General features: G+C 66.1%; 32 protein-coding genes. 21 read left to right on the forward strand and 11 right to left on the reverse strand.

Annotation, left to right across the window (positions count from 1 at the left end):
* Positions 1–95 precede the first annotated feature (95 nt).
* From BerOc1_RS19025 to BerOc1_RS04905, 6 genes are all read left to right on the forward strand, one after another.
* Positions 96–266 carry a hypothetical protein gene (locus tag BerOc1_RS19025; RefSeq protein WP_165610783.1) on the forward strand — a complete coding sequence of 57 codons (171 nt, stop codon included), beginning with the start codon at positions 96–98 and terminating at the stop codon, positions 264–266.
* A gap of 38 nt (positions 267–304) precedes the next feature.
* Complete coding sequence (locus tag BerOc1_RS04885; protein WP_071544622.1) at positions 305–1,927, forward strand: DNA repair protein RecN; 1,623 nt, start codon at positions 305–307, stop codon at positions 1,925–1,927.
* Between the two features lie 191 nt (positions 1,928–2,118).
* On the forward strand, positions 2,119–2,712 hold the full coding sequence (locus tag BerOc1_RS04890; RefSeq protein ID WP_071544623.1) for a MarC family protein: 594 nt from the start codon (positions 2,119–2,121) through the stop codon (positions 2,710–2,712).
* Between the two features lie 113 nt (positions 2,713–2,825).
* Positions 2,826–3,518 (forward strand): substrate-binding periplasmic protein, encoded by a 693-nt coding sequence (locus tag BerOc1_RS04895; protein WP_071544624.1) that lies wholly within the window; start codon positions 2,826–2,828, stop codon positions 3,516–3,518.
* A 46-nt stretch (positions 3,519–3,564) separates the two neighbouring features.
* Positions 3,565–4,326, forward strand: a complete 762-nt coding sequence (locus BerOc1_RS04900) for an acyl-[acyl-carrier-protein] thioesterase (RefSeq protein ID WP_071547011.1) — start codon at positions 3,565–3,567, stop codon at positions 4,324–4,326.
* A complete protein-coding gene (locus BerOc1_RS04905) occupies positions 4,323–4,754 on the forward strand; it encodes a GNAT family N-acetyltransferase (protein ID WP_071547010.1) in 432 nt (143 codons plus the stop codon). Before BerOc1_RS04900 ends, BerOc1_RS04905 begins: the two co-directional genes overlap by 4 nt.
* Here BerOc1_RS04905 and BerOc1_RS04910 read toward each other — a convergent pair.
* From BerOc1_RS04910 to BerOc1_RS04935, 6 genes are all read right to left on the reverse strand, one after another.
* Positions 4,744–5,739: an HD-GYP domain-containing protein gene (locus BerOc1_RS04910; RefSeq protein ID WP_071544625.1), complete on the reverse strand. Its 996-nt coding sequence runs from the start codon at positions 5,737–5,739 to the stop codon at positions 4,744–4,746. The two genes, BerOc1_RS04905 and BerOc1_RS04910, sit on opposite strands and share 11 nt — an antisense overlap.
* Positions 5,740–5,881: 142 nt before the next feature.
* Complete coding sequence (locus tag BerOc1_RS04915) at positions 5,882–6,772, reverse strand: hypothetical protein (protein ID WP_071544626.1); 891 nt, start codon at positions 6,770–6,772, stop codon at positions 5,882–5,884.
* Positions 6,773–6,789: 17 nt separating this feature from the next.
* The gene (locus tag BerOc1_RS04920) at positions 6,790–7,746 is read right to left on the reverse strand and encodes a tetratricopeptide repeat protein (RefSeq protein WP_071544627.1); all 957 of its coding nucleotides are present in this window, start codon (positions 7,744–7,746) and stop codon (positions 6,790–6,792) included.
* Positions 7,747–7,837: 91 nt separating this feature from the next.
* Positions 7,838–8,617, reverse strand: a complete 780-nt coding sequence (locus BerOc1_RS04925; protein ID WP_071544628.1) for a hypothetical protein — start codon at positions 8,615–8,617, stop codon at positions 7,838–7,840.
* Positions 8,601–9,173, reverse strand: a complete 573-nt coding sequence (locus tag BerOc1_RS04930; protein WP_084641106.1) for a glycogen-binding domain-containing protein — start codon at positions 9,171–9,173, stop codon at positions 8,601–8,603. Before BerOc1_RS04930 ends, BerOc1_RS04925 begins: the two co-directional genes overlap by 17 nt.
* The gene (locus tag BerOc1_RS04935; RefSeq protein ID WP_071544630.1) at positions 9,170–9,727 is read right to left on the reverse strand and encodes an RNA polymerase sigma factor; all 558 of its coding nucleotides are present in this window, start codon (positions 9,725–9,727) and stop codon (positions 9,170–9,172) included. Before BerOc1_RS04935 ends, BerOc1_RS04930 begins: the two co-directional genes overlap by 4 nt.
* A 140-nt stretch (positions 9,728–9,867) precedes the next feature.
* Here BerOc1_RS04935 and BerOc1_RS04940 point away from each other — a divergent pair, with 140 nt between their 5' ends.
* The 8 genes from BerOc1_RS04940 to obgE all read left to right on the forward strand — a co-directional run bounded on the left by BerOc1_RS04940 (position 9,868) and on the right by obgE (position 14,524).
* On the forward strand, positions 9,868–10,389 hold the full coding sequence (locus BerOc1_RS04940) for a nitroreductase family protein (protein WP_071544631.1): 522 nt from the start codon (positions 9,868–9,870) through the stop codon (positions 10,387–10,389).
* On the forward strand, positions 10,389–11,009 hold the full coding sequence (locus tag BerOc1_RS04945) for an MBL fold metallo-hydrolase (RefSeq protein ID WP_071544632.1): 621 nt from the start codon (positions 10,389–10,391) through the stop codon (positions 11,007–11,009). The genes BerOc1_RS04940 and BerOc1_RS04945 overlap by 1 nt, the downstream gene beginning before the upstream one ends.
* A 47-nt stretch (positions 11,010–11,056) precedes the next feature.
* Positions 11,057–11,254: a hypothetical protein gene (locus BerOc1_RS04950; RefSeq protein WP_071544633.1), complete on the forward strand. Its 198-nt coding sequence runs from the start codon at positions 11,057–11,059 to the stop codon at positions 11,252–11,254.
* On the forward strand, positions 11,254–11,916 hold the full coding sequence (locus BerOc1_RS04955) for a flavodoxin family protein (protein WP_071544634.1): 663 nt from the start codon (positions 11,254–11,256) through the stop codon (positions 11,914–11,916). The genes BerOc1_RS04950 and BerOc1_RS04955 overlap by 1 nt, the downstream gene beginning before the upstream one ends.
* A gap of 5 nt (positions 11,917–11,921) precedes the next feature.
* Positions 11,922–12,662, forward strand: coding sequence for a ComFC family protein (locus BerOc1_RS04960; protein WP_071544635.1), 741 nt, complete (start codon positions 11,922–11,924; stop codon positions 12,660–12,662).
* A gap of 123 nt (positions 12,663–12,785) precedes the next feature.
* Complete coding sequence (gene rplU, locus BerOc1_RS04965) at positions 12,786–13,097, forward strand: 50S ribosomal protein L21 (RefSeq protein WP_071544636.1); 312 nt, start codon at positions 12,786–12,788, stop codon at positions 13,095–13,097.
* 20 nt (positions 13,098–13,117) lie between these two features.
* Positions 13,118–13,387: a 50S ribosomal protein L27 gene (rpmA, locus tag BerOc1_RS04970; protein ID WP_071544637.1), complete on the forward strand. Its 270-nt coding sequence runs from the start codon at positions 13,118–13,120 to the stop codon at positions 13,385–13,387.
* A 108-nt stretch (positions 13,388–13,495) separates the two neighbouring features.
* The gene (obgE, locus tag BerOc1_RS04975; protein WP_071544638.1) at positions 13,496–14,524 is read left to right on the forward strand and encodes a GTPase ObgE; all 1,029 of its coding nucleotides are present in this window, start codon (positions 13,496–13,498) and stop codon (positions 14,522–14,524) included.
* Between the two features lie 3 nt (positions 14,525–14,527).
* On the opposite strand, the gene BerOc1_RS04980 is transcribed toward obgE, so the two are convergent.
* On the reverse strand, positions 14,528–14,902 hold the full coding sequence (locus BerOc1_RS04980) for a carboxymuconolactone decarboxylase family protein (RefSeq protein ID WP_071544639.1): 375 nt from the start codon (positions 14,900–14,902) through the stop codon (positions 14,528–14,530).
* A gap of 89 nt (positions 14,903–14,991) precedes the next feature.
* Between BerOc1_RS04980 and BerOc1_RS04985 the strand changes: the two genes are divergently transcribed.
* On the forward strand, positions 14,992–15,954 hold the full coding sequence (locus BerOc1_RS04985) for a LysR family transcriptional regulator (protein ID WP_242652868.1): 963 nt from the start codon (positions 14,992–14,994) through the stop codon (positions 15,952–15,954).
* Between the two features lie 35 nt (positions 15,955–15,989).
* Here the strand turns inward: BerOc1_RS04985 and BerOc1_RS04990 are convergent, their stop codons facing one another.
* Positions 15,990–17,738: a hypothetical protein gene (locus BerOc1_RS04990; protein WP_071544640.1), complete on the reverse strand. Its 1,749-nt coding sequence runs from the start codon at positions 17,736–17,738 to the stop codon at positions 15,990–15,992.
* A gap of 196 nt (positions 17,739–17,934) precedes the next feature.
* Between BerOc1_RS04990 and proB the strand changes: the two genes are divergently transcribed.
* Genes proB through BerOc1_RS19030 form a run of 3 tightly spaced genes read left to right on the forward strand, consistent with a single transcriptional unit; the run spans position 17,935 to position 20,444 of the window.
* Positions 17,935–19,095 carry a glutamate 5-kinase gene (gene proB / locus BerOc1_RS04995; RefSeq protein WP_071544641.1) on the forward strand — a complete coding sequence of 387 codons (1,161 nt, stop codon included), beginning with the start codon at positions 17,935–17,937 and terminating at the stop codon, positions 19,093–19,095.
* Positions 19,095–20,291 carry an MFS transporter gene (locus tag BerOc1_RS05000; RefSeq protein ID WP_071544642.1) on the forward strand — a complete coding sequence of 399 codons (1,197 nt, stop codon included), beginning with the start codon at positions 19,095–19,097 and terminating at the stop codon, positions 20,289–20,291. The genes proB and BerOc1_RS05000 overlap by 1 nt, the downstream gene beginning before the upstream one ends.
* A 6-nt stretch (positions 20,292–20,297) precedes the next feature.
* Complete coding sequence (locus BerOc1_RS19030; RefSeq protein WP_165610785.1) at positions 20,298–20,444, forward strand: hypothetical protein; 147 nt, start codon at positions 20,298–20,300, stop codon at positions 20,442–20,444.
* Positions 20,445–20,468: 24 nt separating this feature from the next.
* Here BerOc1_RS19030 and BerOc1_RS05005 read toward each other — a convergent pair whose 3' ends face one another.
* A complete protein-coding gene (locus BerOc1_RS05005) occupies positions 20,469–20,813 on the reverse strand; it encodes a helix-turn-helix transcriptional regulator (RefSeq protein ID WP_071544643.1) in 345 nt (114 codons plus the stop codon).
* Positions 20,814–20,903: 90 nt separating this feature from the next.
* Here BerOc1_RS05005 and BerOc1_RS05010 point away from each other — a divergent pair, with 90 nt between their 5' ends.
* Positions 20,904–21,107, forward strand: coding sequence for a hypothetical protein (locus BerOc1_RS05010; protein ID WP_071544644.1), 204 nt, complete (start codon positions 20,904–20,906; stop codon positions 21,105–21,107).
* A gap of 199 nt (positions 21,108–21,306) precedes the next feature.
* On the opposite strand, the gene BerOc1_RS05015 is transcribed toward BerOc1_RS05010, so the two are convergent.
* Positions 21,307–22,158: an amino acid kinase family protein gene (locus tag BerOc1_RS05015; RefSeq protein ID WP_071544645.1), complete on the reverse strand. Its 852-nt coding sequence runs from the start codon at positions 22,156–22,158 to the stop codon at positions 21,307–21,309.
* A gap of 98 nt (positions 22,159–22,256) precedes the next feature.
* Positions 22,257–23,450, reverse strand: a complete 1,194-nt coding sequence (locus tag BerOc1_RS05020) for a putative sulfate/molybdate transporter (protein WP_071544646.1) — start codon at positions 23,448–23,450, stop codon at positions 22,257–22,259.
* Between the two features lie 267 nt (positions 23,451–23,717).
* On the opposite strand from BerOc1_RS05020, the gene argB reads away from it, so the two are divergent.
* Together argB and BerOc1_RS05030 are read left to right on the forward strand one after the other, a co-directional pair.
* Positions 23,718–24,593 (forward strand): acetylglutamate kinase, encoded by an 876-nt coding sequence (gene argB / locus BerOc1_RS05025; protein ID WP_071547012.1) that lies wholly within the window; start codon positions 23,718–23,720, stop codon positions 24,591–24,593.
* 9 nt (positions 24,594–24,602) lie between these two features.
* Positions 24,603–25,856: a molybdopterin molybdotransferase MoeA gene (locus BerOc1_RS05030; protein WP_071544647.1), complete on the forward strand. Its 1,254-nt coding sequence runs from the start codon at positions 24,603–24,605 to the stop codon at positions 25,854–25,856.
* The last annotated feature ends 8 nt before the right edge of the window (positions 25,857–25,864 follow it).

Consider the following 25,864-nt stretch of genomic DNA (forward strand, 5'->3'; position numbering starts at 1 on the left):
TCCCGAAGCCCCCCTTTCCCCCGGGGGCGCGGTGGGGTATACGGGAACGACTCCCGCCGCCCGTTCTCCCGGGCCGGGCCATACGAGGCTATGCCATGATCCGACATCCCTTACCCGGAACCCGGGCGGGCCGCTTCGCCCCCCATGCCTACGTTCCCCTTTTCCGCCGCGCGGCTCTGGTGTATAACGACACTCGCTATCTCGATTATCTGGACGCGCTGGACGAAAGGAAACTCGCCCGCGAAACGTCCTTCATCGCGTACTGACCGTAACGATCGATCCCCGGCCCCGGAGGCACCACCACATGCTCGAACTGCTGCGCATCCGTAACCTGGCCCTCATCGAGGACGCCGAACTGGAGTTCTCCCCCGGCCTGAACGCCCTGACCGGCGAAACCGGCGCGGGCAAGTCCTTCATCATGCGGGCCGTGGACTTCCTCATGGGCGAGCGCATGGACAAGAAACTCGTCCGGCCCGGCACGGAAAAGGCCACGGTGGAGGCGCTCTTCGTCCTGCCCGAGGGCGAGACCGTGATCCGCCGCGAGCTGTCCGCCGAGACCGGACGCAGCCGGGTGTTCGTCAACGACACCCTGTCCTCCCAGCCGACCATCCGCGACATGGCCGCCCGGCTGGTCATCCACACCTCCCAGCACGGGCAGCAGAAGCTCCTCTCCCCGGCCTTCCAGTCCGAAATCCTCGACTCCTTCCTGCCGGACCAGTCCCTGCTGGCCGCGCGCAGCGACCAGCTCGCCGCGCTTAACGACGTGCTCGAACGCAAGCGCCGCCTGTCCGAAAAATTCGACGACCTGCAAAAGCAGCGGGAGTTCCTGGAGTTCCAGAAAAAGGAAATCGAGACCGTGGACCCGCAGCCGGACGAGGAGAACGACCTGGAGGAACGCAAGAAAATCCTCAAGGACCGCGAACGCGCGGGCGAGTGCCTGCAGAACGCCCTGGACATCCTGCACGGCGAGGTCGGCCTGCTCGACGCCATGACGCTCCTGAACCGCGAGGTGGAGATCATCGCCCGGCTCTTCCCCGGGTTCGAGGAGGACCGCGAGGCCATCGGGGAACTGCGCATGCGCCTGCACGACATGGATTCCCGGCTGCGACGCGGCCCGTCGGATTTCGACGACGACGATCCCATGTCCCTGGACGACATCGAGGCGCGCCTGTTCGAACTGGCCAAGCTCAAACGCAAATTGCGCCGGGGCCTGGATGAAATCGTTGACATGAAGGCCGAAATCGACGAAAGCCTCTCCTTCCTCGACGCCTGCGCCCTGGACATGAAGAATCTCTCCCGCGAGGAGGACCTGGCGGCAGCCGCCCTCAAGGAGACCCTTGCGAGCCTGAACAAGGCCCGCAAGAAGGCCGCCGGGGAGCTGGCCATCCGCATTGTGGACGAGCTGACCGACCTCGGCTTTTCCGAGCACGTCAAGGTCCACTTCGAGTTCGACGCGCGCGAGCTCTACCCGGGCTGCGACGACATGCGCGGACGGCTCATGTGGGTGCCCAACCCGGGCCAGCCCGCCCAGCCGCTCGACAAGATCGCCTCGGGCGGCGAGCTCTCCCGGTTCCTGCTCGCCCTGGTGACCATGCGCGGCCACGGCAACGCGGACGGCGAGGAAAACGACGCCCGGCCCTCGCTCATCTTCGACGAGGTGGACGCGGGCATCGGCGGGCTGACGCTCAACTCCGTGGGCAAGAAGCTGCGCGCCCTGGCCGACCGCCAGCAGATGCTGCTCATCACCCACTGGCCGCAGCTCGCCCGCATGGCCGACCGCCACTTCCTGATCAAGAAGGAGGTCGTGGACAACGCCACCTACACCCGGTGCGAACGGCTGGACAACGACGAGATCAAATGCGAACTGGCCCGCATGGCCGGAGGCGGCGAACAGGGCGCGGCCCTGGCCGAAAAACTATGTAAGTAGGGGATGGAAAGCGCCTCCGGGCCTCAGCCGTTGGCGAGTCTTCGAGCCTTACGGATGAGGACAGCAGCGATCGGCCGGGGGAAGGGGAGAGGGGAACCCTTTGAAAAGGGCTTCCCCTCTCCCCTTCCCCCGGACCCCCCATCCCCTCTCCTCTCCTAAACTTTTTGGGTGCGCTTCGCGCGGGGTGGGCTGTGATCAACCTGTTTATTTCGCTCTACATAAAGTGGTTCTTTCTTTTGACGCCGTTCTTCGTGCTGTCCGTGTTCCTGTCCATGACCGAGGAAATGGACAAGCCGGAGCAGCATCGGCTGGCCATTCGCACGACCATGGCGGTGCTGGTCATTTCCCTGGTGCTCTACTTCGCGGGCAATCCGATCTTTTCCACGCTGGGGATCACCCTGGACGGGTTCCGGGTGGGGTCCGGGGCGCTGCTGTTCCTGTCCGCCGTGTCCCTGGTATCGGGCAAGAAACAGCGGCCCGAGCCGGACGACGATTCCGACGTGGCCGTGGTCCCGCTGGCCATGCCCATCACCGTGGGCCCGGCGACCATCGGCACCCTGCTCATCCTCGGCGCGGAGCTGCCCGGGGCCGAGGAGAAGCTGACCGGCGCGGGCGCCCTGGTCTGCGCCTGCCTGTCCGTGGGCGTCATCCTCTTTTCCGCGTCCAGCCTGAAGCGGGTCATCGGCCGCATGGGCCTCAACGTACTGACCAAGATCACCGGCCTGGTCCTGTCCGCCATGGCCGCCCAGATCGCCTTCACCGGCGTGCGCAATTTCCTGTCCTGATACCGGCCCGGTCCCGGGTGCACAGGCCCGGTCCTCCCCGCGCGGCGGGGAGCTTCACCCGCCCCGCGCGCCCCATGGACCTCGGCGCAAAATCAGTATATACTTACAACCTCATGCGTATCCTCCTGCTATGCATAGCCGCCCTGCTCCTGGGCTCCCCGGCCCTGGGCGGTGAACCCCTGGTCCTGGGCTACGGCGGGGGCTCCCTGTCCATCGCCTCGCTCAAGGTGCTCAAGGAGGCCTACCGGCGCATCGGCGTGGAGATCACTGGCAAGCGGCTGCCCGCGGCCCGTTCCCTGGAGATGGCCGAAAACGGCCAGGTGGACGGCGAGGTCAACCGCATCGAGGCCATCGAGGAGCAATACCCCCGCCTGATGCGCATCGACGTGCCGGTCAACCGGCTGGAGGGGGTCGTCATGACCTGCGATACCAGCCTGGAGCACGTCACCCTGGAGGCCATCCGCAACCTCCACCTGGGCATCAAGATCGGCAACCGCTACGCCGAGATGCTCACCAAAGGCATGCCCTCCGTGACCCGGCTGCCCCACGAGAAAAAGCTGATGACCCTGCTTCTGGAGGGCCGCCTCGACGCCCTGCTGGTGGACCGCGCCTGGGCCGAGGCCGAGATGGCCAAGCCGGGCATGGGTTGCCTGCGCGTCAACGAGCCGCCCCTGGTGATCGTACCCCTCTATCACTACCTGAACCGCAGCCACGCCGCCCTCGTCCCCCTGATCACCGGCGAGATGAGGGCCATGCGCGAGTCCGGCGAGATCGACCGCATCCTGGGCATCAATGAACGCCGCTGACCCGTCCCTTTACACCGGGCCCGAACTGCCCTTAAACTCGGTCGCCATGACAACCGAATCCCCCCTGACCTTCGAACACGGCTACGACATCCGCTCCTACGAACCGCGCCCGGACGGCCGCGTGTCCGTGACCGCCATCTGCAACCAGTTGCAGGACATCGCCTCGCGCCACGCGGACCGGCTCGGCTTCGGCCACCGCGACCTGGAGCAGAGCGGCCACTTCTGGATTCTGGCCCGGTTGCACCTCATGGTCGACCGGCTGCCCGGCTTCGGCGGGCGAACCGACATCGTCACCTGGCCCTCGGGCAACGAGCGACTGGTGGCCTTGCGCGACTTCCTGGTCCTGGACGATGACGGTCCCCTGGGCCGGGCGACCACCTCCTGGGTGACCATGAACGCCAAAACCCACCGCCCGGACCCGCCCCAGACCGTGCTCCATGAGCGGTTCATCCCGGACCGTGAGCACGCCCTGACCTTCCCCACCAAGGCCGTGACCCGGCTCAAGTGGGGCGAACACCAAACGCGGCTCACGGCCCGGCGTGCGGACATGGACATCAACGGCCACGTGAACAACGTGAAATACCTGGAATACTGCTTCGAGGCCGTGCCCGCCGAGTGGATCGCGGACAACCGCTGCCACGGGGTGGACATCCAGTTCCGCAGCGAGTCCTTCCCCGGCGACGAGCTGGTCTCGGAATGCGCCAAGGGCGAACCGGACCAGTCCATGGACACCTTCCTGCACGGCCTGACCCGTGTTTCGGACAACAAGGAGATCGTGCGCATGCGCTCCTGGTGGAGGCGGCCGTGAGCAAGGACATCACCCTGACCTTCGAAACCGACGGCATCGACTGGGTGGAGGCGGCGTCCATTTTCGAGCGCGCCCCGCTGGGCACCCGCGAGCCGGACGTGCTGCGCCGGACCTTCGAGAACAGCGACCTGACCTGCTTCGCCTGGGAAGGCCCCACCATGGTGGGCATCGCCCGCGCCCTGAGCGACCGCACGGTGCATTCGGTCATATACGACCTGTGCATGCTCCCCGAATGCCAGGGCAAGGGGCTGGGCACGCGGATGATGGAGGCCATGCTGGAGCGCCTCGGCACCCCGGGCGTGGTCCTGTGGTCCGTGCCGGGCAAGGAGCCGTTCTACGCGCGCTTCGGGTTCAAGCCCATGCTCACGGCCATGGCCCGGTTCGAGGACCCCGAGCGGTCCGCGGCCGGCGGCTACATCATTCTGTGACGCGCTCGTCCATGACCCGGGCCAGCAGCGCGGTCAGGGCCGGATCGTAGCGCCTGCCGTCGCCGATGAGCAGGCGCACGGCGTCGGCCGTGTCCCGGGCCGAATGGTAGGGTCGGTCGCCGACGATGGCCGAGAAGGAATCGGCCACGGCGCAGAGCCTGCCCATGGTCGAGATATCCTTGTCGAAGCGGCGCTCCGGATAGCCCGAGCCGTCCAGCCGCTCGTGGTGCTGTTCCATGCATTCCAGGATGATCGGGTCCTGTATCCCGAGCCGCCGGACCATGTTCCGTCCGGCCTCGATGTGCCGCTCGATGGACTCCCGGTCCCTCCGGACCAGGAACTGCTCCTTGTCGCGGATGAACCTGGGGACCATGACCATGCCCAGGTCGTGGAGCAACAGCCCGAGGCTCAGGCTGATGAGCACTGTTTTCTCCACCTTGCCCCCGGTCAAGCGAAGGTACAGGGCCAGGCCGATGAGCATGGTGTTCACCGCATGCACGGCCAGGTCGTAGTCCCGCTCCAGGGTATGGGTCAGGAAGGCCACCCGGCTCGGGTCGATCCAGACGTATTCGGCCAGGATGGAGACGTCCCTGCGCAGCGCCTCGAAAGTGTCCTCGCGCGGCTGGTCCAGGAAATCCGCCATGCGGTCGCGCAGGGCGAGGAAGAATATCTCGGCCACCTCCTGGGGCAGAAAACCCTCCTCCACCAGCATCAGGCCGAGCCTTTTGCTCAGATGCTCGGCATAGACGCGGTAGTCCTCGCGCAGGAGAAAAAGCCGCCCCTCCTCGGCGAACCGGGCCACCTCGGTCTGGCCCTCGCGCGACAGCCGCTCGCCGCCGCGCAGGTAGCGGCCGGTGCGGCCCACGGCCGGGTCGAAGACGTACAGGTCCACCGGGGGCCTGAACTTGGGGAAACTGGCCAGGATGTTGGGACTGATCTGCAGGTAGGTCTCGGAAAGGGAGCCGGGATCGGTGTTTTCAGCCATGCATTCACCTTGTTGCGGTTCGCGTCATGCCTTCCATACCCTGATTTCCGCCTGTTTTGAAGGGGCCGGGCGGCTTGCGCGGCCCCAAAAAGGCGGGCCCCGGTACCGGGACCCGCCGTCATGGCTTGGTGTGTGCGGGAGGCTACTTGCTGTGGCCGTTGCCCTTGCCGCCCCCGTTGGAACTGCCGGAATTGCCCTTGCCCTTGCCGTTGCCGCCCGCGTTGGAACCGCCGGAATTGCCCCGGCCGGACGAATCCTTGCCCTTGGAGGAATCGGAATTCTTGGCCCCGCTCTTGGCCTTGTCCGAGGCCCGGCTCAAGCCCACGGCCTTGGAGCCCTTGCCGCCGCTCACGCCCGGGGTTTTGGACACACCGGATTTGACGTTGCGGCTGGTGGCCTTGCCCGCCTGGGCGGACACCGAGGCCATGGCCTTGCCCACGCCCCGGCTCTTGGTCTCGGCGCGGGTCTGGTGTTGGTGCTGGTTCCTGTGCCCGAGACCCAGGGTGCTCGGATGCACGCCCAGTTCCTGGGCGATAACGCCCCAGCCCATATGCTCGGCGCGCATGGAGGCGATGGTGTCCACGGACACGGAGGCGGCGTCGGCCACGGCCTGCTCGGCGGTCGCCTGGGCCGTCTCGAGGTCGGCCATGGCCGCGTCGAGCTGGGCCTGGGCGGCGGCCTCGGCTTCCACGTCCTGGGCGGCCCGGGCGTCGGCCACGGCCTGTTCGGCGTCGGCCACGGCCTGCTCGGCGTCGCTCACGGCCTGCTCGGCGTCGGCCACGTTCTGGGCCGAAGCCGCGGCCGCCGCTTCGGCCAGGGACTCCGCCTTGGCGGCCTGAGCCGGATTGGAGAAGGACGGCGCGTCCGTTTCCGTATCCCCGGTGTCGCCGGTATCGCCGGTATCGTCGGTGGTGTCGCCTGCGGTGTCGCCGGTCCCCGTATCGGTCTGGGCCACGGCGCGCGGGGCCGCGACCATCACGGCCAGGATCAGGACGGCGAGCAAAAGAGCCAATTTATTCTGCACGATAGACATAGCATTTCTCCATGTGATTACCGGACTTCGGTAATAAAGTTCACCGATTGGTCCAGGGCGAACGCCTTGTCGCCCACCTGGACGTTTTCGGCCGTTCCAAACCAGCTCAGGGGCAGCCTGCTCCGATTCACGTCCGGATTGCCGTTGAGCATGTAGTCGCGGACGGCGTTGGCCCGGGCCTTGGCCAGGGGAGCGTTCCCCTTGACGTAGGCGACGATGTTCACCGTCAACTCCCTGTTGACCCGCATCATCGCGCTAAGCACGTCCAATGAGGCCCTGCCGTCGGCATCCGGGACGCTGGTTCCGGGTTTGAACGCCAGGCTTCTCAGCGTGACGTTGCGCTTGCCGATTATGTGATTGCGGTAGGTGAAGTCCCCGTGCAGATTGAGTTGCTCCGTGGCCGTCATGGCCATGCTCCCGTCGGGATAGTACTCAAGGAACCGCTTCCATGCCGCGATCTCATCGCTCGTTCTGTCAATTCCCCTCAAGGCCCGCGCCCTGTTGTACAGCGCTTCCGGGTTGTACGGGTCCAGCTTGAGGACCACCTCGTACTGCCTGAGGGCCTGCGCCCACTGTCCCCGGTCCGCGTAGCCGTGGCCCAGGTAGAGATGGGCGGAAATATGGTTCGGGTCCAGGCCGATGGCCTTTTCGTAGGCCGCCCTTTCCCGGTCGAAATCCATCATGGCCCAGTAGGCCACCCCGGTCCAAAAGACATAGTCCGCGCTCGCGGGATCCAGCCGCACGGCCTTCTGCAGATAGGGAAGGGCCTGCTCCGGCTTGTTCAGGGCCAGATAGTACCGGCCCACGTAATACGCCGATGGGGCGTCGTCGGGATTCTCCCTGAGCTGCCCGCTCATGACCTTGATCCCTTCCTCGTACTCTTCCTGCTCCAGGTAGTACGGTCCCATCACCGTGGCGCATCCGGCGGCGGACAGGACGGACGCGAGCAACAACACTGCAATGAACTTCTTCACTCAAAGGCTCCCATGGGTTTCCGGGCCTCTCGACCCCTCTGTCGGATATACCGGGAATAAGGACCCAAGGTCACATATATCTCAAGAAATGTTAATTAGAGACGGAACGGCCGGTGAGACTGCGGTTGGTGAAGCCCAGGCGGATGGAGAGGTCGCCCAGGGAACCGCGATCGTCCAGCACGGCGGCCGCGCCGGCCGCGACGTCCCGGTCCTTGAGCCCCCGCTGCCGGGCGATGAGCACCAGGCGGATGAAGTAGCGCCACTCCGGGGTCAGGGAGCCCGCGTCGAACCCTGCCTTGAGCACGGCCCGGGTCAGTGCGTAGTCGAACCTGGCCTGGCCCAGGAGGGAAACCATCTCCGCGCCCGTCAGGAAGGAATCGGCAGACTGGCCGGAAAATTCGCCGACATAGGCCTGGACCTCCTCGCGCGGGGTCCCCTTGGCCACGCCCTCGCCCAGGGCCGTCAGCACGCGCGGGTCGACCTTGTCGCGCGGGCCGGGCAACAACTCGGCCACGAAGAGGTAGTCGTCGATGCGGGTCCGCAGGGCGCGGACGATGAGCGCGGGCCGGACGCGCTTGGACAGCCCTTCCTCGAGCTTGTCCTCCAGCGGGCCCAGGGGGAGCCCGAGGCCGCAGGCCTCGATGAGCGGTTCGAACAGGGACGCCCCGTCCGCTTCGGACAGGTCGCCCGAGGCCACGGCGGTGCGGACGCGGTCAACGGTTTCGGAAGAAAGGCCGCACTCACCGGCGCGCTCGGCCATGGAGGCGAGGCCCGCATCCCCGGCTCCCGCCGGGCGCGCCGGGAAGGCCAGGCACAGCGCCAGCAGGAGGGCCAGGGTACGGAGGGTATGGAGGCTATAATGTCTGTTCATGTTCCCCGTTCACGAAGACTATGGAATTCCGGTTGCCGAACCCGTCGTCGCTGGTCATGGGCGCATTGGGGTCGGGCACGAGCTGCTTTCCGTTCACCAGGAACAGGTACTCATGGTCGCCCGGGGGAAGCTGGGCCTCGAGTATCCAGGCCTGCGCGTCCGGACTGTACCACATGACCGAACGGTCCGCCCGCCAATTGTTGAAGGACCCGATGACCGAGACCCGGCGGGCGCTCATGTCCGTGTCGTGCAGGACGAAGCGCACCGTGGCAAGGCTCGGGCCGCCGCCGTCCATGGGGTTGTTGCTGGTCACGAGGACCAGGGCCAGCAGGGCCGCGGCCAGGGTCATGGCCGGGATGGCGGTGATCGGCCGGACGGTCAGGACCCTGGGGCGCAGCAGCCACAGGCGCAGCCTCGTGAGCAGCGGCGGGCGCTTGGGTTCGAGCCGCGACATGATCCGGGCGACCAGGTCCGCGGGCGGCTCGGCCTCGGGGCCGGTCTGCACGGCATGGATGATGATATCTTCCATATGTGTCTTGTTTCGATCTTCGGTCATGGGTTGCTCCCCCCGTCGAATCGGTGCCGGACCATGTCCAGTCCTCTGCTCAGGCGCATCTTGACGGCGCTCACGCCGATCCCCAGGGTGCTCGCGATTTCCTGCATGGTGAAATCGTGGCGGTACCGGAGAATGAGCGCCTCGCGGTATTTCGGGTCCAGGGCCATCACGGTCTCGAAGGCCTTGGCCCCGTCGAGGCGGTCGTTCATGGCCCTGGACTCGTCCCGCCTGTCCTGTTCGCGGACCATGACCGACGCGTCCTCGACGAACACGTGCCGGTCCCGGCCCTCCTTGCGGAGCCAATCCCGAGCCACGTTCAGGGCCAGCGTGTACAGCCATGGGAAGAACCGCCTGCGCTGGTTGAAGGTCTCGAGTTTCTCGTAGGCGCGGACAAAGGCGTCCTGGGCGAGGTCGGCCGAGACGTCCGCGTCGCCCGTCATGCGCAGCATGAGATTGTACACGGGCCCCTGGTACTCGCGCACCAGATCGCCGTACAGCCGGACTTCGCCCAGCAGGATGTTCCGTACAATTTCCGCTTCGCGTTTCTCTTTCATTGTCCTTCCGGCGGGCCCTTGCGGGACCGCAACTCATCTGCACCCTACTATACGCGCCCGCGCCGGTCCGGGTCACAACCCTTGCCCGCGGTTTCGGACTAGGCTATCAACGTACACGAATAGACAAGGAGACAACAACCATGGATCCCCGCGATAATCCGGTGCTCCGAGCCCTCCGCGAGCGCCGCTCCATCCGCAAGTTCACCCCGGAGCCGGTCGACAAGCGGACCCTGACGGCCATCCTGGAGGCCGGACAGTGGGCCCCCAGCGGCAAGAACAACCAGCCCTGGCGCTTCCTGGTCGTCACCCGTGACGATCCGCGCATGGACAAGCTGGCCGCCTGCACCCAATACACGCCCATCGTCCGCGCCTCGGCGGCATGCATCTGCGTATTTCTGGACAAGCGGTCCATGTACAGCGAGATGAAGGACCACCAGGGGGCCGGGGCATGCATCCAGAACATGCTCCTGGCCATCCACACGCTGGGCCTGGGCGCGGTCTGGCTGGGCCAGATCGTCAACGACCAACAGGCCGCCCTGTCCGCCCTGGGGTTGTCCGGGGCCGAACTGGAACTCCAGGCCGTCCTCGCTCTGGGCCACCCGGACCAGAAAGGCGGCTCCAAACGCAAACCCCTGTCCGAACTCATGCTGGAGGATTTTTGATGGATATCGTCACGTTCCCGCTGGGGCACATGCAGACCAACTGTTATGTGGTGAGCAACGGCCGCGAGGCCGTGGCCGTGGACCCCGGCGGCGACCCCGCCCCCCTGATCGACCACCTCGAGGCCAAGGGACTGACCCTGACCGCCATCCTGAACACGCACCTGCACTTCGACCACACCGGGGGCAACAAGGCCCTTTCCGAGGCCACGGGCGCGCCGATCATGGCCAACGACGCTGACGCCTACCTCCTGGAGACCTGGCTGGGCAGAGGCGGCGACATGGGGTTGCCGCCCATCGATCCCTACGAGTGGAAGAACCTCGGGCCGGGCGATACCATCCTTGCCGGGGTCCCGTGTTCCGTCTTTCATACCCCTGGCCATTCGCCGGGCAGTCTGACCTTCTATTTCCCGGACGCCGGGGCCGCCCTGGTGGGCGATCTGATCTTCTACCGCTCCATCGGGCGCACGGACTTTCCCGGCGGCGACCTCGACACGCTCAAGCGCTCGGTCCGGGAGCGCATCTTCACCCTGCCGCCCGAGACCAGGCTGTTGTCCGGCCACGGCCCGGAGACCTCGGTCGCGGACGAGCAAAACCACAACCCGTTCGTCGGGGGATTCTGACCATGAGCGAGCCCGTTCGCATCGACATCCGCGACAAGTGTTGAGGAGTGGGACTGGAGGTAGGTTGGTACCTCCGTTTCGCCCTGACGGACCGCGTCGAGGCCCAGGTCGCCCTCAAGGCGGCCCCGCAGGTGCGCCACCAGGCGCACGTCTTCCCGGACTGGGCCTTCGAGATCGAGGAGTTTGAGGACCACGCCCTTGCGGTCATGACCCGCAGGCAACCCGTGTACGACAAGGAGCCCTGATGGACCACGCCGCCGTTTTCGCCTGTTCCCACCGCCGGGGGGGCAACTCGGACCACGCCGCCGTTTTCGCCTGTTCCCACCGCCGGGGGGGCAACTCGGACCACGCCGCCGAACTGCTGGCCAGGGGGGTGCGCGAGGCGGGCGGCCGGGCCGAGGTGCTTTACGTGCGCGATTTCAAGGTCATGCCCTGCCTGGCCTGCGGCTACTGCGACTCGCCGGAGCGGACCGGTCGGGAGCGCTGCGTGCTCGGGACCACGGACCAGGCCTGGGACCTCTTCGCCCACTGCCTGTCCGCCCGGACCATCCTGTTCGCCTCGCCCATCTACTTCTACCACCTGCCCTCGCGGCTGAAGACCTGGATCGACCGGGGCCAGCAGTTCTGGCGGGCCCGGCTGGACGACGAGCCGTGGATCAGGGACCTGCCGGAGCGCACGGCCCACGCGGCGCTGCTGGCGGGCCAGCCCTCGGGCGAAAAGCTCTTTGACGGGGCGCGGCTGACGCTCAAATATTTCGTCAAGAATTTCAACATGGCCCTGGCCGCCCCCCTGGTCTTCCGGGGGGTGGACACGCGCAGCGACCTGCGGGCCAGGTCCGACTTCGAGACGCGCATCGTCGAGCTGGGAGCCAAAGCCTGGGAAACCGGCCCGGACCGGACGGGCTGACCCGCGTGTTCCGGCCGGTCCGAAACCTCGCCCGGCGGCTCGGCCTGCGGGCCGGACGCTGCGCGGTCTGCTCCGCGATCCTGGCGGACGGCGGCCGTTCCCTGTGCGCGGCCTGCGCGCAGAGTCTGCCCCTGCGCACCGGGGGGCTGTGCCCGGCCTGCGGGGAGATGTCCGGCCGGGAGGCGGACCCGCCCAGCCTGTGCCCGGAATGCCGGCACGATCCGCCGCCCTGGGACGAACTCTATTTCCACGGGCAATACGCCGGGGTCCTGCGCGGCCTGATCCTCGGCTACAAGTTCCACAACCGGTTTGAGCGCAACCGGCTCCTGGCCGCTCTGGCCGTGGCCGCCTTCTCCGCCCGGCCGGCGCGCGCGCCCGACGCGGTGGTCCCGGTCCCCCTGCACGACCGGCGGCTGGTCTGGCGCGGCTTCAACCAGAGCCTGGAGATCGCGCGCGGCCTGGCCCGGCACGTGGACAGGCCCCTGCTGGTCCACGGGCTTACGCGCACGCGCAACACCCCGCCCCAGACCCGGTTCGGACTCAAGGAGCGGCAGGCCAACATCAAGGGGGCCTTTGCGGCGGACCCGGCCTTGGTCAAGGGCAGGCGGCTGCTCCTGGTGGACGACGTGTACACCACGGGCTCGACCCTGCGGGAATGCGCCCGGACCCTGAAGCGGGCGGGCAGCAAAGGGGTGGACGTCCTGGTCCTGGCCCGGGCCCAGCGGGAGCCCACCGGACCTCTGTGATATATGTATTGTCCGGAGTCTTGGGAAAAGGGCAAAAAAAAGCGAAAAAAGCGGGATCGGGGCTTGACTTCCACCGACTGTTGCGGCTAGGTTGCCTCCTCTTACGAATTGGAGGTTTTAACTATGTTCGCTATCATCGAGACCGGCGGGAAACAGTACCGCGTTGAAGAAGGTCTTGAACTCAATGTAGATTTGCTGAAGGCCGATGCCGGCGATTCGCTGAGCATCGATTCCGTTCTCCTGGTCGACAACGACGGCGACACCAAGATCGGTGCCCCGTACGTCGACGGCGCAAAGGTCGAGTGCGAAGTCCTGGGCCATCTCCGCGGCGACAAGGTCGTGGTCTTCCACAAGCTGTCCAAGAAGGACGCCCGCAAGACCCAGGGTCACCGTCAGGATTACACCAAACTTAAAGTCAATTCCATCACGGCCTAGCGCCAGGAAGGGAGGATAACATGGCTCATAAGAAAGCTGGTGGTAGCTCCAGAAACGGTCGCGACAGTGCCGGTCAGCGGCGCGGCGTGAAGCGCTTCGGCGGTCAGGAAGTGGTTGCCGGAAACATCCTCGTGCGGCAGCTCGGTACAAGATTTCACCCCGGCGACGGCGTCGGCATGGGCAAGGACTACACCCTGTTCGCCCTGGTCGACGGCGTGGTCAAATTCGAGAAGTTCACCCGCAAGAAGGTCGTCAAGACCCGTGTGAGCGTGACGCCCGCCGAGGCCTAGTTCTCGATTACGCAAGCATAGTTGCCGGGCAGGGAGACGTCATGCTCCCTGCCCGTTTTTTGCGTTGAGGGAACGGCGGCCAACCGGGCAAAAGAGTAAGGAAACGACATGAAATTCGTGGATGAAGCGACCATCAAGGTGGCGTCCGGCAAGGGCGGCAACGGCTGCGCCAGCCTGCGGCGCGAGGCCAACCTGCCCAAGGGCGGCCCGGACGGCGGCGACGGCGGCAAGGGCGGCGACGTGATCCTGCGCGGCTCCGGCCGACTGATGTCGCTCTACGATTTCCGTCTCAAGCGCCACTACACGGCCAGAAACGGCCAGGGAGGCATGGGCCGCGACCGCTACGGCAAGGCCGCCGACGACCTGATCGTCGACCTGCCCGTGGGCACGCTCATCTTCGAGATCATCGAGGAAGAGGACGGGACCGTCCGCGAAGAATTCATCGCCGACCTGGTGGAGGACGGCACCGAGATCGTCATCTGCAAAGGCGGCGACGGCGGACGCGGCAACCTGCACTTCAAGTCCTCGGTCAACCGCACCCCGCGCTACGCCGAACCCGGCTTTCCGGGCGAGGAGAAGCAGCTGCGGCTGGAACTCAAGATCCTGGCCGACGTGGGGCTGCTCGGCCTGCCGTCGGCGGGCAAGTCCACATTCATCTCCAAGGTCTCGGCCGCCCGGCCCAAGATCGCTGCCTACCCGTTCACCACCCTGGTGCCCAACCTCGGGGTCATCGAAAACGACGACTTCACGCGCATGGTCATCGCCGACATCCCCGGCCTGATCGAAGGGGCCAGCGAGGGGCGCGGCCTGGGCATCACCTTCCTCAAGCACGTGGAGCGGACCCGCTTTCTGGTCCACATCCTGGCCGCCGAGGACGTCAACCGCGACGATCCGACCGACGGCTACGCCATGCTCAACCAGGAGCTGCGCGAATACAACGCCGAAATGGCCCGAAAGCCGCAAATCCAGGTCATCAACAAGATCGACACCCTGTCCGAAGAGGAACTGGCCGACATGAAGGCCAAGGTCGCGGCTTCCGGGGAAACGGTCCACTTCATCTCCGCCCTGACCGGCGAGGGCGTGGACGAGCTGCTGGACGCCATGTGGTCGCAGCTCGCCCGACTCGACGGGGAATAAACCCTACTCCCGCTCGGCAAAGACCGCCTTGGCCGCGAAGATCGCGTTCAGGGCCGCCGGGAATCCCGCGTAGACCGCGACCTGCATGAAGGTCTCGACGATCTCCTCACGCGTCCAGCCCACGTTCAGCGCGCCGTGGATGTGCACCTTGAGCTGCGGCTCGCACGCCCCCTTGGCGGCCAGGGCCGAGATGGTGATCAGCTCCCGGTCCTTGAGGGACAGGCCCGGCCGGGCATAGATGTCCCCGAAGCCGAATTCGAGCATGAGCCGTCCGAAATCCGGGGCGATGTCCGCCAACGCCTCCACCACCCTGTCTCCCTGTTCCCCGTCCACGCGGGCGAGCATATCCAGGCCTCGTTCGTATCGTTCGTTGTCCATGAGAACCTCCTTTTTTCCACCATGGCCCCGAGGCTGTGACACGTCCAATATCACTTTTCACGACCTGTGATATGGTATAAGTATCACTCATGACCGACCGTCAGATGCGCTATTTCCTGGCCGTGGCCGAAACCCTGCACTTCCGCAGGGCGGCGGAGCGGCTGCACATGACCCAGCCGCCGCTGTCCCAGCAGATCGCGTCCTTCGAGGAGGAGCTGGGCGTGCCCCTGTTTACGCGCGACCGCCGGTCCGTGGCCCTGACCGAGGCGGGCGAAAGCCTGCTGTCGGACGTGCGCCGTATTCTCGCCGACATGGAGGCCGCCGAGCGGCGGGCCGTGGACACGGGACTGGGGCGCGTGGGCCGATTGCGCGTGGGGTTCATCGGCCCGGCCATCGATGGTCCGCTGGGACCGGACCTGAAGGCGTTTTGCGAAAACCACCCGGGCATCACCCTGGAGTTGATGGAGAAATCCACCCCGGAGCTGGTGGAGAGGGTCCGGGGCAAGGGGCTGGACGCGGCCGTGGTCAGGGTGTCCGAGCCGGGCCCGGACGGGCTGGAGCGGCACGTCTACCATCGGGAGAGTTACGTTCTGGCCGTACCCGTCGGTCACCGCCTGGCAAAGGAGCAGGCCGTTGAGACGGAAATGCTCGACGACGAGCCGCTGATCATGTTCCCGCGCAAGCTGAACCCGGTGCTGTACGACCAGTGGACCGCCATGCTCTCCGGGGCCGGGGCGAGGCTGCGCGTGGCCCAGGAGGTCCTGACCAAGCACGCCACCGTGGCCCTGGTGGCGGCGGGCCTGGGCGTCTCGCCCGTGCCCCGCTCCACGGCGGACAGCGGGCGCAGGGACGTCACCTTTATCCCCTTTGCCGTCCCGACACCCGAACTGACCTTTCACCTCATCGCCCGGCCCGAACCTCACGGCCCGGCCCTGGCTACCTTCCTCGCTCAACTCCTGAAGAAGCCCGGCGCCGAAGGTGCCTTACCGGGGTGCAGAGAGCGAGCCCCAGGACGGGACGAATCAAGGCGATGTCATCCGGGAACGCCGTGAAGCGGCATCCCTAGCCGTCTTTTCCTGGATGAAACTCAGGCCTGGTCAAACCCGTTGAAACGGAACCCGCTGGCCTTGTCGCCAAAGTTCCCGCGCCCGCGCGCATCGCGGTACGCTTCATAGACCACGTCCATGGTCAAATCGAGTTCCTCGCCCAATGAGCGCAGGGCGGCGCTCGAGTCCGGGTCGGCCGCATCAATGCCGCCCTTGTAGACCACGTTGACGCCGTCGTCGCCGTTGTCGTTCAGGCGGTTGTAGCCGGCCAGGGTCATGAGCGTGTCCGGCCCGTGCTCGTCGGGCTGGAGGAACTCGCGGGTCTCCTGGGACTCCCGGGCCACGGTCTTGCCGTTCTCGAGAATCTCGGTGGTGTGCGAGGTGTGTTGCAGGACCGCCGGTCGGTCGCCGTCGCTCAGCCCGGCCACGGTGCGGAAGGGCAGCCGGTCGTCCACGCCGCGCTCCGGCGCGTTCCGGGCCTGGTGGCTGTCCTGCTTGCGCATGACCATCTCGCCGTCCTCGTAGAGTTCGGTGGTCCAGTCCGCGTCAAAGGGTTGCCCGAAGCGGCCGTATTCGGCCATGTCGGCGGCCGAGCCATACTGCCCCTTGGCCACGGCCCTGCCCAGCCCTTCCAGGAAGAATTCGGGCGCTGATGAACTTTCCTCCAGCTTGGTCCCCAGCAGCTCCGAGGAATCCTGTGCCTCGGGGGTGAGGTATTCCTCGGGCTTGAGGCCCAGGAGGTCCAGGACTCCGGGCCGCTTCATGAGCTTGTGCCCGGCGAACTCCTCCAGGCGGAAGGAGCCGCGGCCGTGCTTGACCAGTTCGCCGTCCTTGTACCAGCTGACGTCCGCGGTCTGGTATTGTTCGCCGTTCTTGTCGCCGACCCCGTCCTCCGAGGCGTCGGTGACCGTGGCCTCGCGCAGAAGTTCGCCGTCCCGGTCATACTCCTCGCTGACCACGGACAGCCGGGTGTCGTGGTGGAGTTCACGAGTCGCAAGGGGCCCCATGCCGCCCACCTCCACGCCGTGGCGGTTGGACTCCTGGGTGAACTCGCCCGTCTGGTCGATGACGATGTTCCTGGCGAGCTGCTTGTTGTCGTAAAACTCCTGGATGTCGGCGTGGTAGCTCAGGCTGTGATCCTCGTTGGTCAGCTTGAGGACCAGGGTGTCCGCGTCGCCGTCCACATCCTCGGTCATACGCGAAAATTCGTTGCCGGACAGGCTGATGGTGGCCTGGCCGGTGTTGCGGGTGCGCATATACATCTCGTCGCCCAGGGTGCGCTCGACCTGCCCGTCCTTGTACCAGGTGACCGAGCGATTCATGACCGCGCCGGTCCAGCCGCCCTTCTCCTCGATCCGGGCCATTTCCGCGTGGATGGTCTGGGAGACCTTGCCGGTCTCGTCATAGTAGGTGGTGTCGAGCACGGCCCGTTCGTCACCCATGGTCCCGTCCACGGACTTGACCAGCTTGTCCCCGTCGTACTCGCGCACGGTCAGGGTCCCGCCGTCGATGTCGATGATCTCGGTGTGCCCGTTCTTGAGGGTGCGCTCGGAGTGGGCCAGGCCGCCGGGCAGCTTCCAGGGCGAGCCCTCGGCCCGGGCGGCGTCCTGTTCGCTCTCGTCCGTGGAGGCCGTTCCGGCCCGCCCGGCCGCGTACTTGCGCAGGGCCTCGTCGCTGATGGAGACCACGTCCCTGTTGGCGGACGAGCCCGCCTGTCCAACGGAGTCGGCCCGGCTTCCATTGACGGAATAGGCCAGTGAGGTCGAGGCGCTGCTGACGGGATCGATCATGTTCGCTCCTTGTTCCGTGCCGGGCGGGATAGGGCCTGGTCACCAACTCATATCGACACGTCTTCACATATCTTTATATTGGCTCCATATGTGGATTGTATTTTTACTATGAATAATGCCGGGCCGGTTTGCCCGGGCCGCACTCCGGACAAGTCCCTCCTTGCAGGCCGGAACCAGTTGGAGTACCGTGCGCCCCATGACGAAATCGCGCATCACCAGAGACACCCTGCTCGACAATGTCCGGCGGGTGGTGGTCAAGGTCGGCTCGGCCGTGCTGGCCACCCGCGACGGCCTGAACGGCGCGGCCATCAACCGGCTGGCCGACCAGCTGGCCGAGCTGTCGGATCGCGGCCTGGACGTGATCCTGGTCTCCTCGGGCGCGGTGGCCGCGGGCAGGCAGCGCATCTTCGAGCGGACCCGGAAGAAGCACCGCAACGGCAAGGACATGGTCTCCCGGCAGGCGGCCTCGGCCGTGGGCCAGGGGCGGCTGATGCACGACTACGACGAGGCCTTCGCCAGGCACGGCAAGGTCACGGCCCAGGTCCTGCTGACCCGCAGCGGCCTCAAGCTCCGCGACCGTTTCCTGAATGCCCGCAACACCCTGGAGAGGCTCCTGGAATGGGGCGTCATCCCGATCATCAACGAAAACGACACCGTGTCCACCCGGGAGCTGGAATTCGGGGACAACGACACCCTGGCAGCCATGTGCCTGGGGTTGATCGGCGCTGACCTGTTCGTCAACCTGACCTCGGCCGACGGGGTCTTCGACAGGAACCCGGACGCCAACCCGGACGCCCGGCCCATCCCGCTCATCGAGGACATCGCTGCCCTGGACCTGGAGAGCATGTGCGACGGCAAGACCAACGTGGGCACCGGCGGCATGTACTCCAAGCTGCGCGCGGCCCGGCGGGCGGCCCAGCTCGGCGTGCCCACCCTGATCGCCTCGGGCAAGGGCGCGTTCGACATCCCCGCGGCCCTTCGGGGCGGCGACACGGGAACGCTCATCCTGCCCGACGACCGGGTGGTCTCGAGCAAGAAATTCTGGCTGGCCTACCGAGACGACCCGTCCGGGTCCATCCTGGTGGACGGCGGCGCGGCCAACGCCCTGCTGACCAAGGGCACGTCGCTGCTGCCCATCGGCATCACCGGGGTGGAAGGCTGTTTCGAGCGCGGGGCGCTCATCTTCATCAAGACCGCTGACGGCGACGAACTCGGCGTGGGCCAGACCAACTACTCCGCCGACGAGTTGTGCCGCATCAAGGGCAAGCGCACGGACGAACTGGCGGCCATTGTCGGCCCCATGGTCTCGGACGAGGCCGTCCACCGCGACAACATGCTCCTGGACGCGGCCATCTGATGCGCAGGCTCTACCTGGACCGCAATCTCCAGTACGTCTTCGGCGTCACGCTCATGGCCGTGCTCGGCGTGTCGTCGATCATCCCGGCACTGCCGGACATCATGAAGGGGCTGCACCTGAGCGCGGTGCAGATCGGCCTGGTCATCTCGGCCTTCACCCTGCCGGGCGTGCTCTTCTCGCCGCTGGTCGGGATCATGGCCGACCGCATGGGCCGCAAGGTGCTCCTGGTGCCCTCGCTGTTCGTGTTCAGCGGCTTCGGCTTCGCCTGCTTCTTCGCCCGAACCATGGACCAACTCCTGATCCTGCGCTTCTTCCAGGGCGTGGGCGCGGCCCCGCTGGGCGTGCTCTACTCGACCATGATCGGCGACCTGTACCACGGCATGGAGCGCGGCCAGGCCATGGGCTACAACGCCTCGGTCCTGGCCATGGGCACGGCGGGCTACCCGGCCGTGGGCGGGGTCCTGGCCCTGCTCGGCTGGAACTACCCATTCCTGCTGCCCCTGCTGGCCGTGCCCCTGGGACTGACCATCCTCTTCTTCATGCACAACCCGGAACCCAAGAAATCCGGGAGCCTCAAGGAATATTTCACGGAGGCCATGCGGCGGATGAAGACGCGCCAGGCCATGGCCCTGTTCGCCACCACCCTTTTGACCTTCGTCATCCTGTACGGCCCGCTGATCACCTACCTGCCCCTGCTGCTCAGCCACCGGTTCGCGGCCTCGCCCGCGACAATCGGGTTGGTCTTCCTGGCCGCCTCGGGCTTCACCGGGCTGGCCTCGTTCCAGCTCGGCAGGCTGACCCTGCGTTTCGGGCAGCGGACCCTGCTCACGGCCGCGGCCGTGCTCTACGGGCTGTGCATGCTCCTGACCCCGCACGCGCCGACCCTGCTGCTGACCATTCCCCCGGTCATCTGCTTCGGCCTGGCCCAGGGGCTGAACATCCCCACGGTCATGACCATGCTGACGACCATCGCGCCCATGGAGCAGCGCGGCGCGTTCATGGCCGCCAACGGGCTGCTCCTGCGCCTAGCCCAGACCGTGGCTCCCATGGTCATGGGAGGGCTCTACGCCATGGGCGGCATGGACGCCGTTTTCTGGGGGGGCTTCGTCTGCGCGGTGGCCATCCTGATCCTGGCGCGCTTCCACATCGTCAACATCAACCCGGCCCCTAATCGGCCGGAAACCGCAAGCCGATAAGACAGTATGACCTCCATCCGCTCCCGCCTGCAACACAGGCTCAATCCCCTGCATGTCTATTGCAGGCTCCGCTCCCTGGGCATGGCCCATCGGCCCGCCGTCATGGTCTCCAGCTGCTGGGAACGCGCCCTGTACCGGCACATCCTGTCCTGATCCGCCGCCCCGCCCGGGGCCGCCCTACGACTCCCGGTACCGCCGGATGAAGGCGTCCAGCCGGTCGCGCTGCCTTTCCATGTGCAGAATCCACGCCTCCAGGACCTCGAGCCCCTCGTTGGTGACCGAATAGACCCGCTTTGCCGGGCCGTCGCCCTCGCTGTCCCAGGAGGACACGACCAGCCCCTCCTCGTCCATCTGGCGCAGGTGGCGGTAGATCATGCCCGGAGGCGCGTCGCCGCTCAAAAAACCGTAGTCCGCGATGGTCTGGATGAGTTGGTATCCGTAGGAAGGCCCGGCCTTGAGGGCCATGAGCAGGGAGGGTTGCACGTACCGTTGCGGCTTGGCGCCGCCCACTTTTTTCGACATTCGTAAAAGTCCTTCTTGACTATATGTGCTTTAAGGATATATATACAGTATAGACAATTATCCATCGAGGCACAACCCAAGGAGGCAACCATGAAGATTATCGTGCGGGAACGCATGCGTTCCGAGGAAGGGACCAAGAAACCGAGGTTCCGCGTTGTCGGCGTCCAGGGCGGCGATCTGAAACTCCACGTCAAACGCATCCGCAAGTGCGAACTCATCGAGTTGGCCGAAATCACCGGGGCCGAAATCGTCTACCTCAGCCGGGACGGCGAGGGCGTCAACAAAGAGGCCTAGTCTCCGGAAGAAGAGGACGCCCGTGCTCTAAGGAAAAGAAATCCCCGTTTCGGGGAGACCAAAAGGCCTTGCCGATGGATTGGCAAGGCCTTTTGTCGTTGTCGCGATGCGGAAAGATAAAAATGGGACCAGGGGGCGGGGATCGACGGCCTTCTTTGGCTTAGGCCTGCCTCTCCCCGCCCCCCGGGCGCCGGATGCGTCAATCCTTGTACACGATGGTGCCCACGTGCTCGCCGTCCAGGGCGGCGTGAAGGTGCTCGGGATGCCGGAGGACGTCGATGATCTGGAAGGACTTCATGGTCTTGGCGTTCTTGAGGAAGGTCAGGACCGGACGTTCGACAATGAGGTCCTCGAGATCGAGCGCAAGGAGCTCGTCCACGTGGATCCTGTCGTAAAATTTGAGCGCGTCGCGGCTCTTGGCCTTTTTGGGATCGCTCTCGAACATGCCCTTCTCGTCCTTGAGGTAGATGAGCGAGCGCGCGCCGATGTTCTCGGCCAGTAGAAAGGCCCCGGAATCGGTCCGGTGGGGCGGGATGGAGCCCTGCTCGGCCGGGTGCTCGAAGAACCCGTAGGGCGGGATGCCGGTGGTGATGGGCAGGTAGCCGAGCTGGCAGTACATGTGCAGCTGCTCCAGGTGGTCGCCGTGGCCGATCAGGGCCCCGCCGTGTTTGGCCAGCAGGACCGAGAGCATCTCGGCGTTCTGGGCCGAGACCTTGTCGCCGAGCTTGGACAGGACGCCGGTGGGCATGCCCAGGTCCACGCCGATGGAGTAGACGTGGCGAGCCCGGGTGCCGCCGCCGCACATGAGCAGGATCTTGTGCTTTTCCTTGGCCTTGACCAGTTCATCGAGGATGGGGAACAGCGCCTTGGCCCCGCGGTCCATGATGGACTGGCCGCCGATCTTGAGCACGTTGACGTCCGGCTGCATGCGGAAGTACTCGCCCGCCTCGGTGCTCGCGAGCAGGGCGCGGTCGACCAGGGACTCGCCCATGAGCGGGGTGTCGATGTGCAGCCGCCCCTTGGCGTCCTTCTCCTTGATGAGCTTGGCCATGCCTTTCCTCCTGCTCGGTTCTTGAGATTCCGAACCATTGTACCTGATGGGGAAAAAATGGCAAGCCGTTTGGAATTACGCTCGACTGAGCATCATGCTCAGATGGAAATCCGCCCCCGTTCGATGATCCAGTTCATGCAGATGCCCACGCCGAAGGCCCAGGCCAGGTTGGAGGCCATGGTGATGCCGAGCATGACCATCATGACGAACAGGCCGGACCGGGTCCGGATGTCCTGGATGGTCAGGGCCAGCTGGGCCCCGGCAAAGAAGAGGAGCATGCCGAGCACGCCCATGGGCAGAAGGTGCAGGACGTTGATGGCCTGGGAGCCCAGAAGCACGGCCAGGGCCACGAAGAGCACGCCGATGATCACGTTGGAGCCCGCGGTGCGCGCCCCGAAGGTGTAGTGCGCGGCCAGGCCGCCCGCGCCGTGGCAGACCGGCATGCCGCCCACCAGGGCCGCGAACACGTTGGCCAGTCCCATGGAGACGCACAGGGCGCGGTCCGTGACCCGCCTGCTCTCGTCGCCGAAATATTCGAAGCTCAGGTCCCGGCTGGCGATGACCGCGTTGCCCATGGTCATGGGAATCTGCGGGGCCACCAGGGCGAGCAGGGCGAAGCTGAAGTCCGGCAGGGTCGGGATGCCGAAGGGCAGGATTTCGGGCAGGTGCACCCCGACGTGGACGTCGGCCAGTTCGCGCCAGGCCCCGAACAGGGTGCCGAAGACCGCCCCGCTGACGACCACCACCAGCCCGGCCGGGTAGCGGGCGCTGCGCAACAGCAGCAGGGCGATGAGCCCGAAGACCACGCCGGAGATGATGGACATGGACACCGGCCCGATGGACTGGACCACCAGAAACGGTTCCGGGACCCCGTCCATGAGCTGGAGCGGGTTCTTGCCCACAATGAGGAAGACGCCCTTGGACAGGAGCAGGATGCCGGTGGACAGCTGCACGCCCCGGATGACCGCCTTGGGCACCAGCCGCGCCACCCGGTCGACCAGGCCGGTGGTCCCGAGAAACAGGAGGATCACGGCCAGGAGGATGCCCGAGGCGGTGATCATTTGGGGCGAGAGGGCCAGGCCGATGGCGTAGGCCGAGATGACCTTCATGGGCTGCACCGCGATGGGCACCCGGTAGTAGAACCCGGCCAGGAGGTACATGAGCCCCACGGTCAGGAACAGCCCGGTGGCGGACATCCCGTTGATCATGATCATGCCGAAGGCCAGCGGCAGCAGGGTCCCCAAGTCGCCCATGGAGCCCGCCCATTCCATCCGGTTGAAGCTGAGTCGCATATGGCTATCCTCTGGTTATTCTCCTCGCACTTTAGGGGGATTTACCAGACTCGGTTCAATGCCCGCAACCGCAATCTGCCGGTTTCACGCCGATTTCACGGACTCCTTTCATCCTGTGCGGCATGCGCAGGCCCGCGCGGCGGAGACACGCCGAGCAAGCCGGCAATTGACTTCCCGCCGTGTTTCCACGACAATTCGGGCCTATTCCGGCACTTTTCCGGCAACCAGGAGCCAAGCATGAAACACGAGTCCGTCAGCAAGCGGGACATGAAGCGGTACCAGCTTCAGGCCAAGTCCATCATCGAGACCCTGCCGTTCATCACCGAATTCTACGGCAAGACCATCGTCATCAAGTACGGCGGCAACGCCATGATCGACGAGGACCTGAAGCGCGCCTTCGCCCTGAACATCATCCTGCTCAAGTACATCGGCATCAACCCGGTGGTCGTGCACGGCGGCGGGCCGCAGATCGGCAAGATGCTCAAGGCCCTGAACATCGAGTCCCACTTCCGCGAGGGATACCGGGTCACGGACCAGGCCACCATGGACGTGGTCGAGATGGTCCTGGTGGGCAAGGTCAACAAGGAGATCGTCAACCTGATCAACCTGCACGGCGGCCAGGCCGTGGGGCTGTCCGGCAAGGACGGGCGGCTGATCACGGCCGAGCCCAAGGAACTGGCCGTGGAGAAGAAGGACGCCCCGCCCGAGATCATCGACCTGGGCAAGGTCGGCGAGGTCACCGCGGTCAATACCAAGCTCATCCACTCGCTGCTCAACGACGGATTCATCCCGGTCATCGCGCCCGTGGGCGTGGACAATGAAGGCGCGACCTACAATATCAACGCCGACTCCGTGGCCGGGGCCGTGGCCACCGCGCTGGGGGCCAAACGGCTGTACCTTCTGACCGACGTGCCCGGCCTGCTCGACGCCGAGGGTGAACTGATCACCTCCCTGACCGCCAAGGAAGCCTTCGAGGCCATCCGCTCGGGCGTGGTCACCGGCGGCATGATCCCGAAGATCACCTGCTGCCTGGAGGCCGTGGCCGGGGTGGAGAAATCGGCCATCATCGACGGCCGGGTGGAAAACTGCATCCTGCTGGAGCTGTTCACCAAGTCCGGTATCGGCACCGAAATCATCTACTAGGCCGGGCCCATGGAACACGGATTTTTCACGATCATCTCCCGGTCCGAATTCGAGGCCCTGCTGCGCGGGTTCGCGCCGCTTTCCCCCGAGACCGTGGACCTGGCCAAGGCGGCCGGGCGCGTCCTGGCCGAAGGCCTGGTCGCACCGCACGACTGGCCCCTGCTCGACCGCTCCTGCATGGACGGGTTCGCGGTCAGCGCCCGCGACGTGTTCGGGTCCGGAGAGTCCAACCCCGGCTACCTGGAATGCGTGGCCGCCCTGCCCATCGACAAGTTGCCGGACACCGTCCTCTCCCCGGGAGAATGCGCGCGCATCGCCACGGGCGGCGTGCTGCCCGAAGGCGCGGACGCCGTGGTCATGGTCGAGCACACCCAGGCCATGCAGGACGAGACCGTGGGCGGGACCATCGAGATACGCAAGTCCGTGGCCCCGGGCGAGAACGTCATGCAGCGCGGCGAGGACGCCCGCAAGGACGCCGAGGCCCTGCCCCCGGGCACGGTCCTGCGGCCCCAGGAAATCGGCCTGGCCGCGGCCCTGGGCTTCGAAAAACTGTCCCTGCGCAAGCGCCCCAGGGTGGGCATCCTGTCCACGGGCGACGAGTTGATAGAAGTCGGCCAGACACCGAAGCCGGGCCAGGTGCGCGACGTGAACACCCACACCGTCGCCGCCCTGGTGGAACAGGCGGGCGGCGCGCCCGTGCCCTACGGCATCGTCAAGGACGACCTCGACAGCCTGAGCCGGGCGCTTGAGCGGGCCATAGCCGAAAACGACGCGGTCCTGCTGTCCGGAGGCAGCTCCATCGGCGTGCGCGACCTCACGGTCCAGGCCATCGAGGCCATGGACGAGGCGGAAATCCTGGCCCACGGGGTGGCCATCAGCCCGGGCAAGCCGACCATCCTCGGCCGCGTGGGCCACAAGCCGGTCATCGGCCTGCCCGGCCAGGTGACCTCGGCCCTGGTCGTGATGCACGTCCTGATCCTGCCGCTTATCCGCCATCTCATGGGCGACGGGAACGCCTTTTCCCCGGCCCGGCGCTGCCTGCGCAAGGCCGAGCTGGCCCGCAACGTGGCCTCCAAGCCGGGCCGCGAGGACTACGTTCGCATCCGCCTGGAGGAACGCGACGGGCAGCCGCCCCTGGCCCATCCGGTGCTCGGCAAATCCGGCCTGCTTCGGACCATTGTCCAGGCCCACGGACTGGCCGTGATCCCGGCCGACTCCGAAGGGCTCTACGCCTCGGAGTTGATTGATATTTGGATTGTCTAACAGCCTGA

It is taken from the genome of Pseudodesulfovibrio hydrargyri, from assembly GCF_001874525.1.
In the GTDB taxonomy this organism is placed as follows: domain Bacteria; phylum Desulfobacterota; class Desulfovibrionia; order Desulfovibrionales; family Desulfovibrionaceae; genus Pseudodesulfovibrio; species Pseudodesulfovibrio hydrargyri.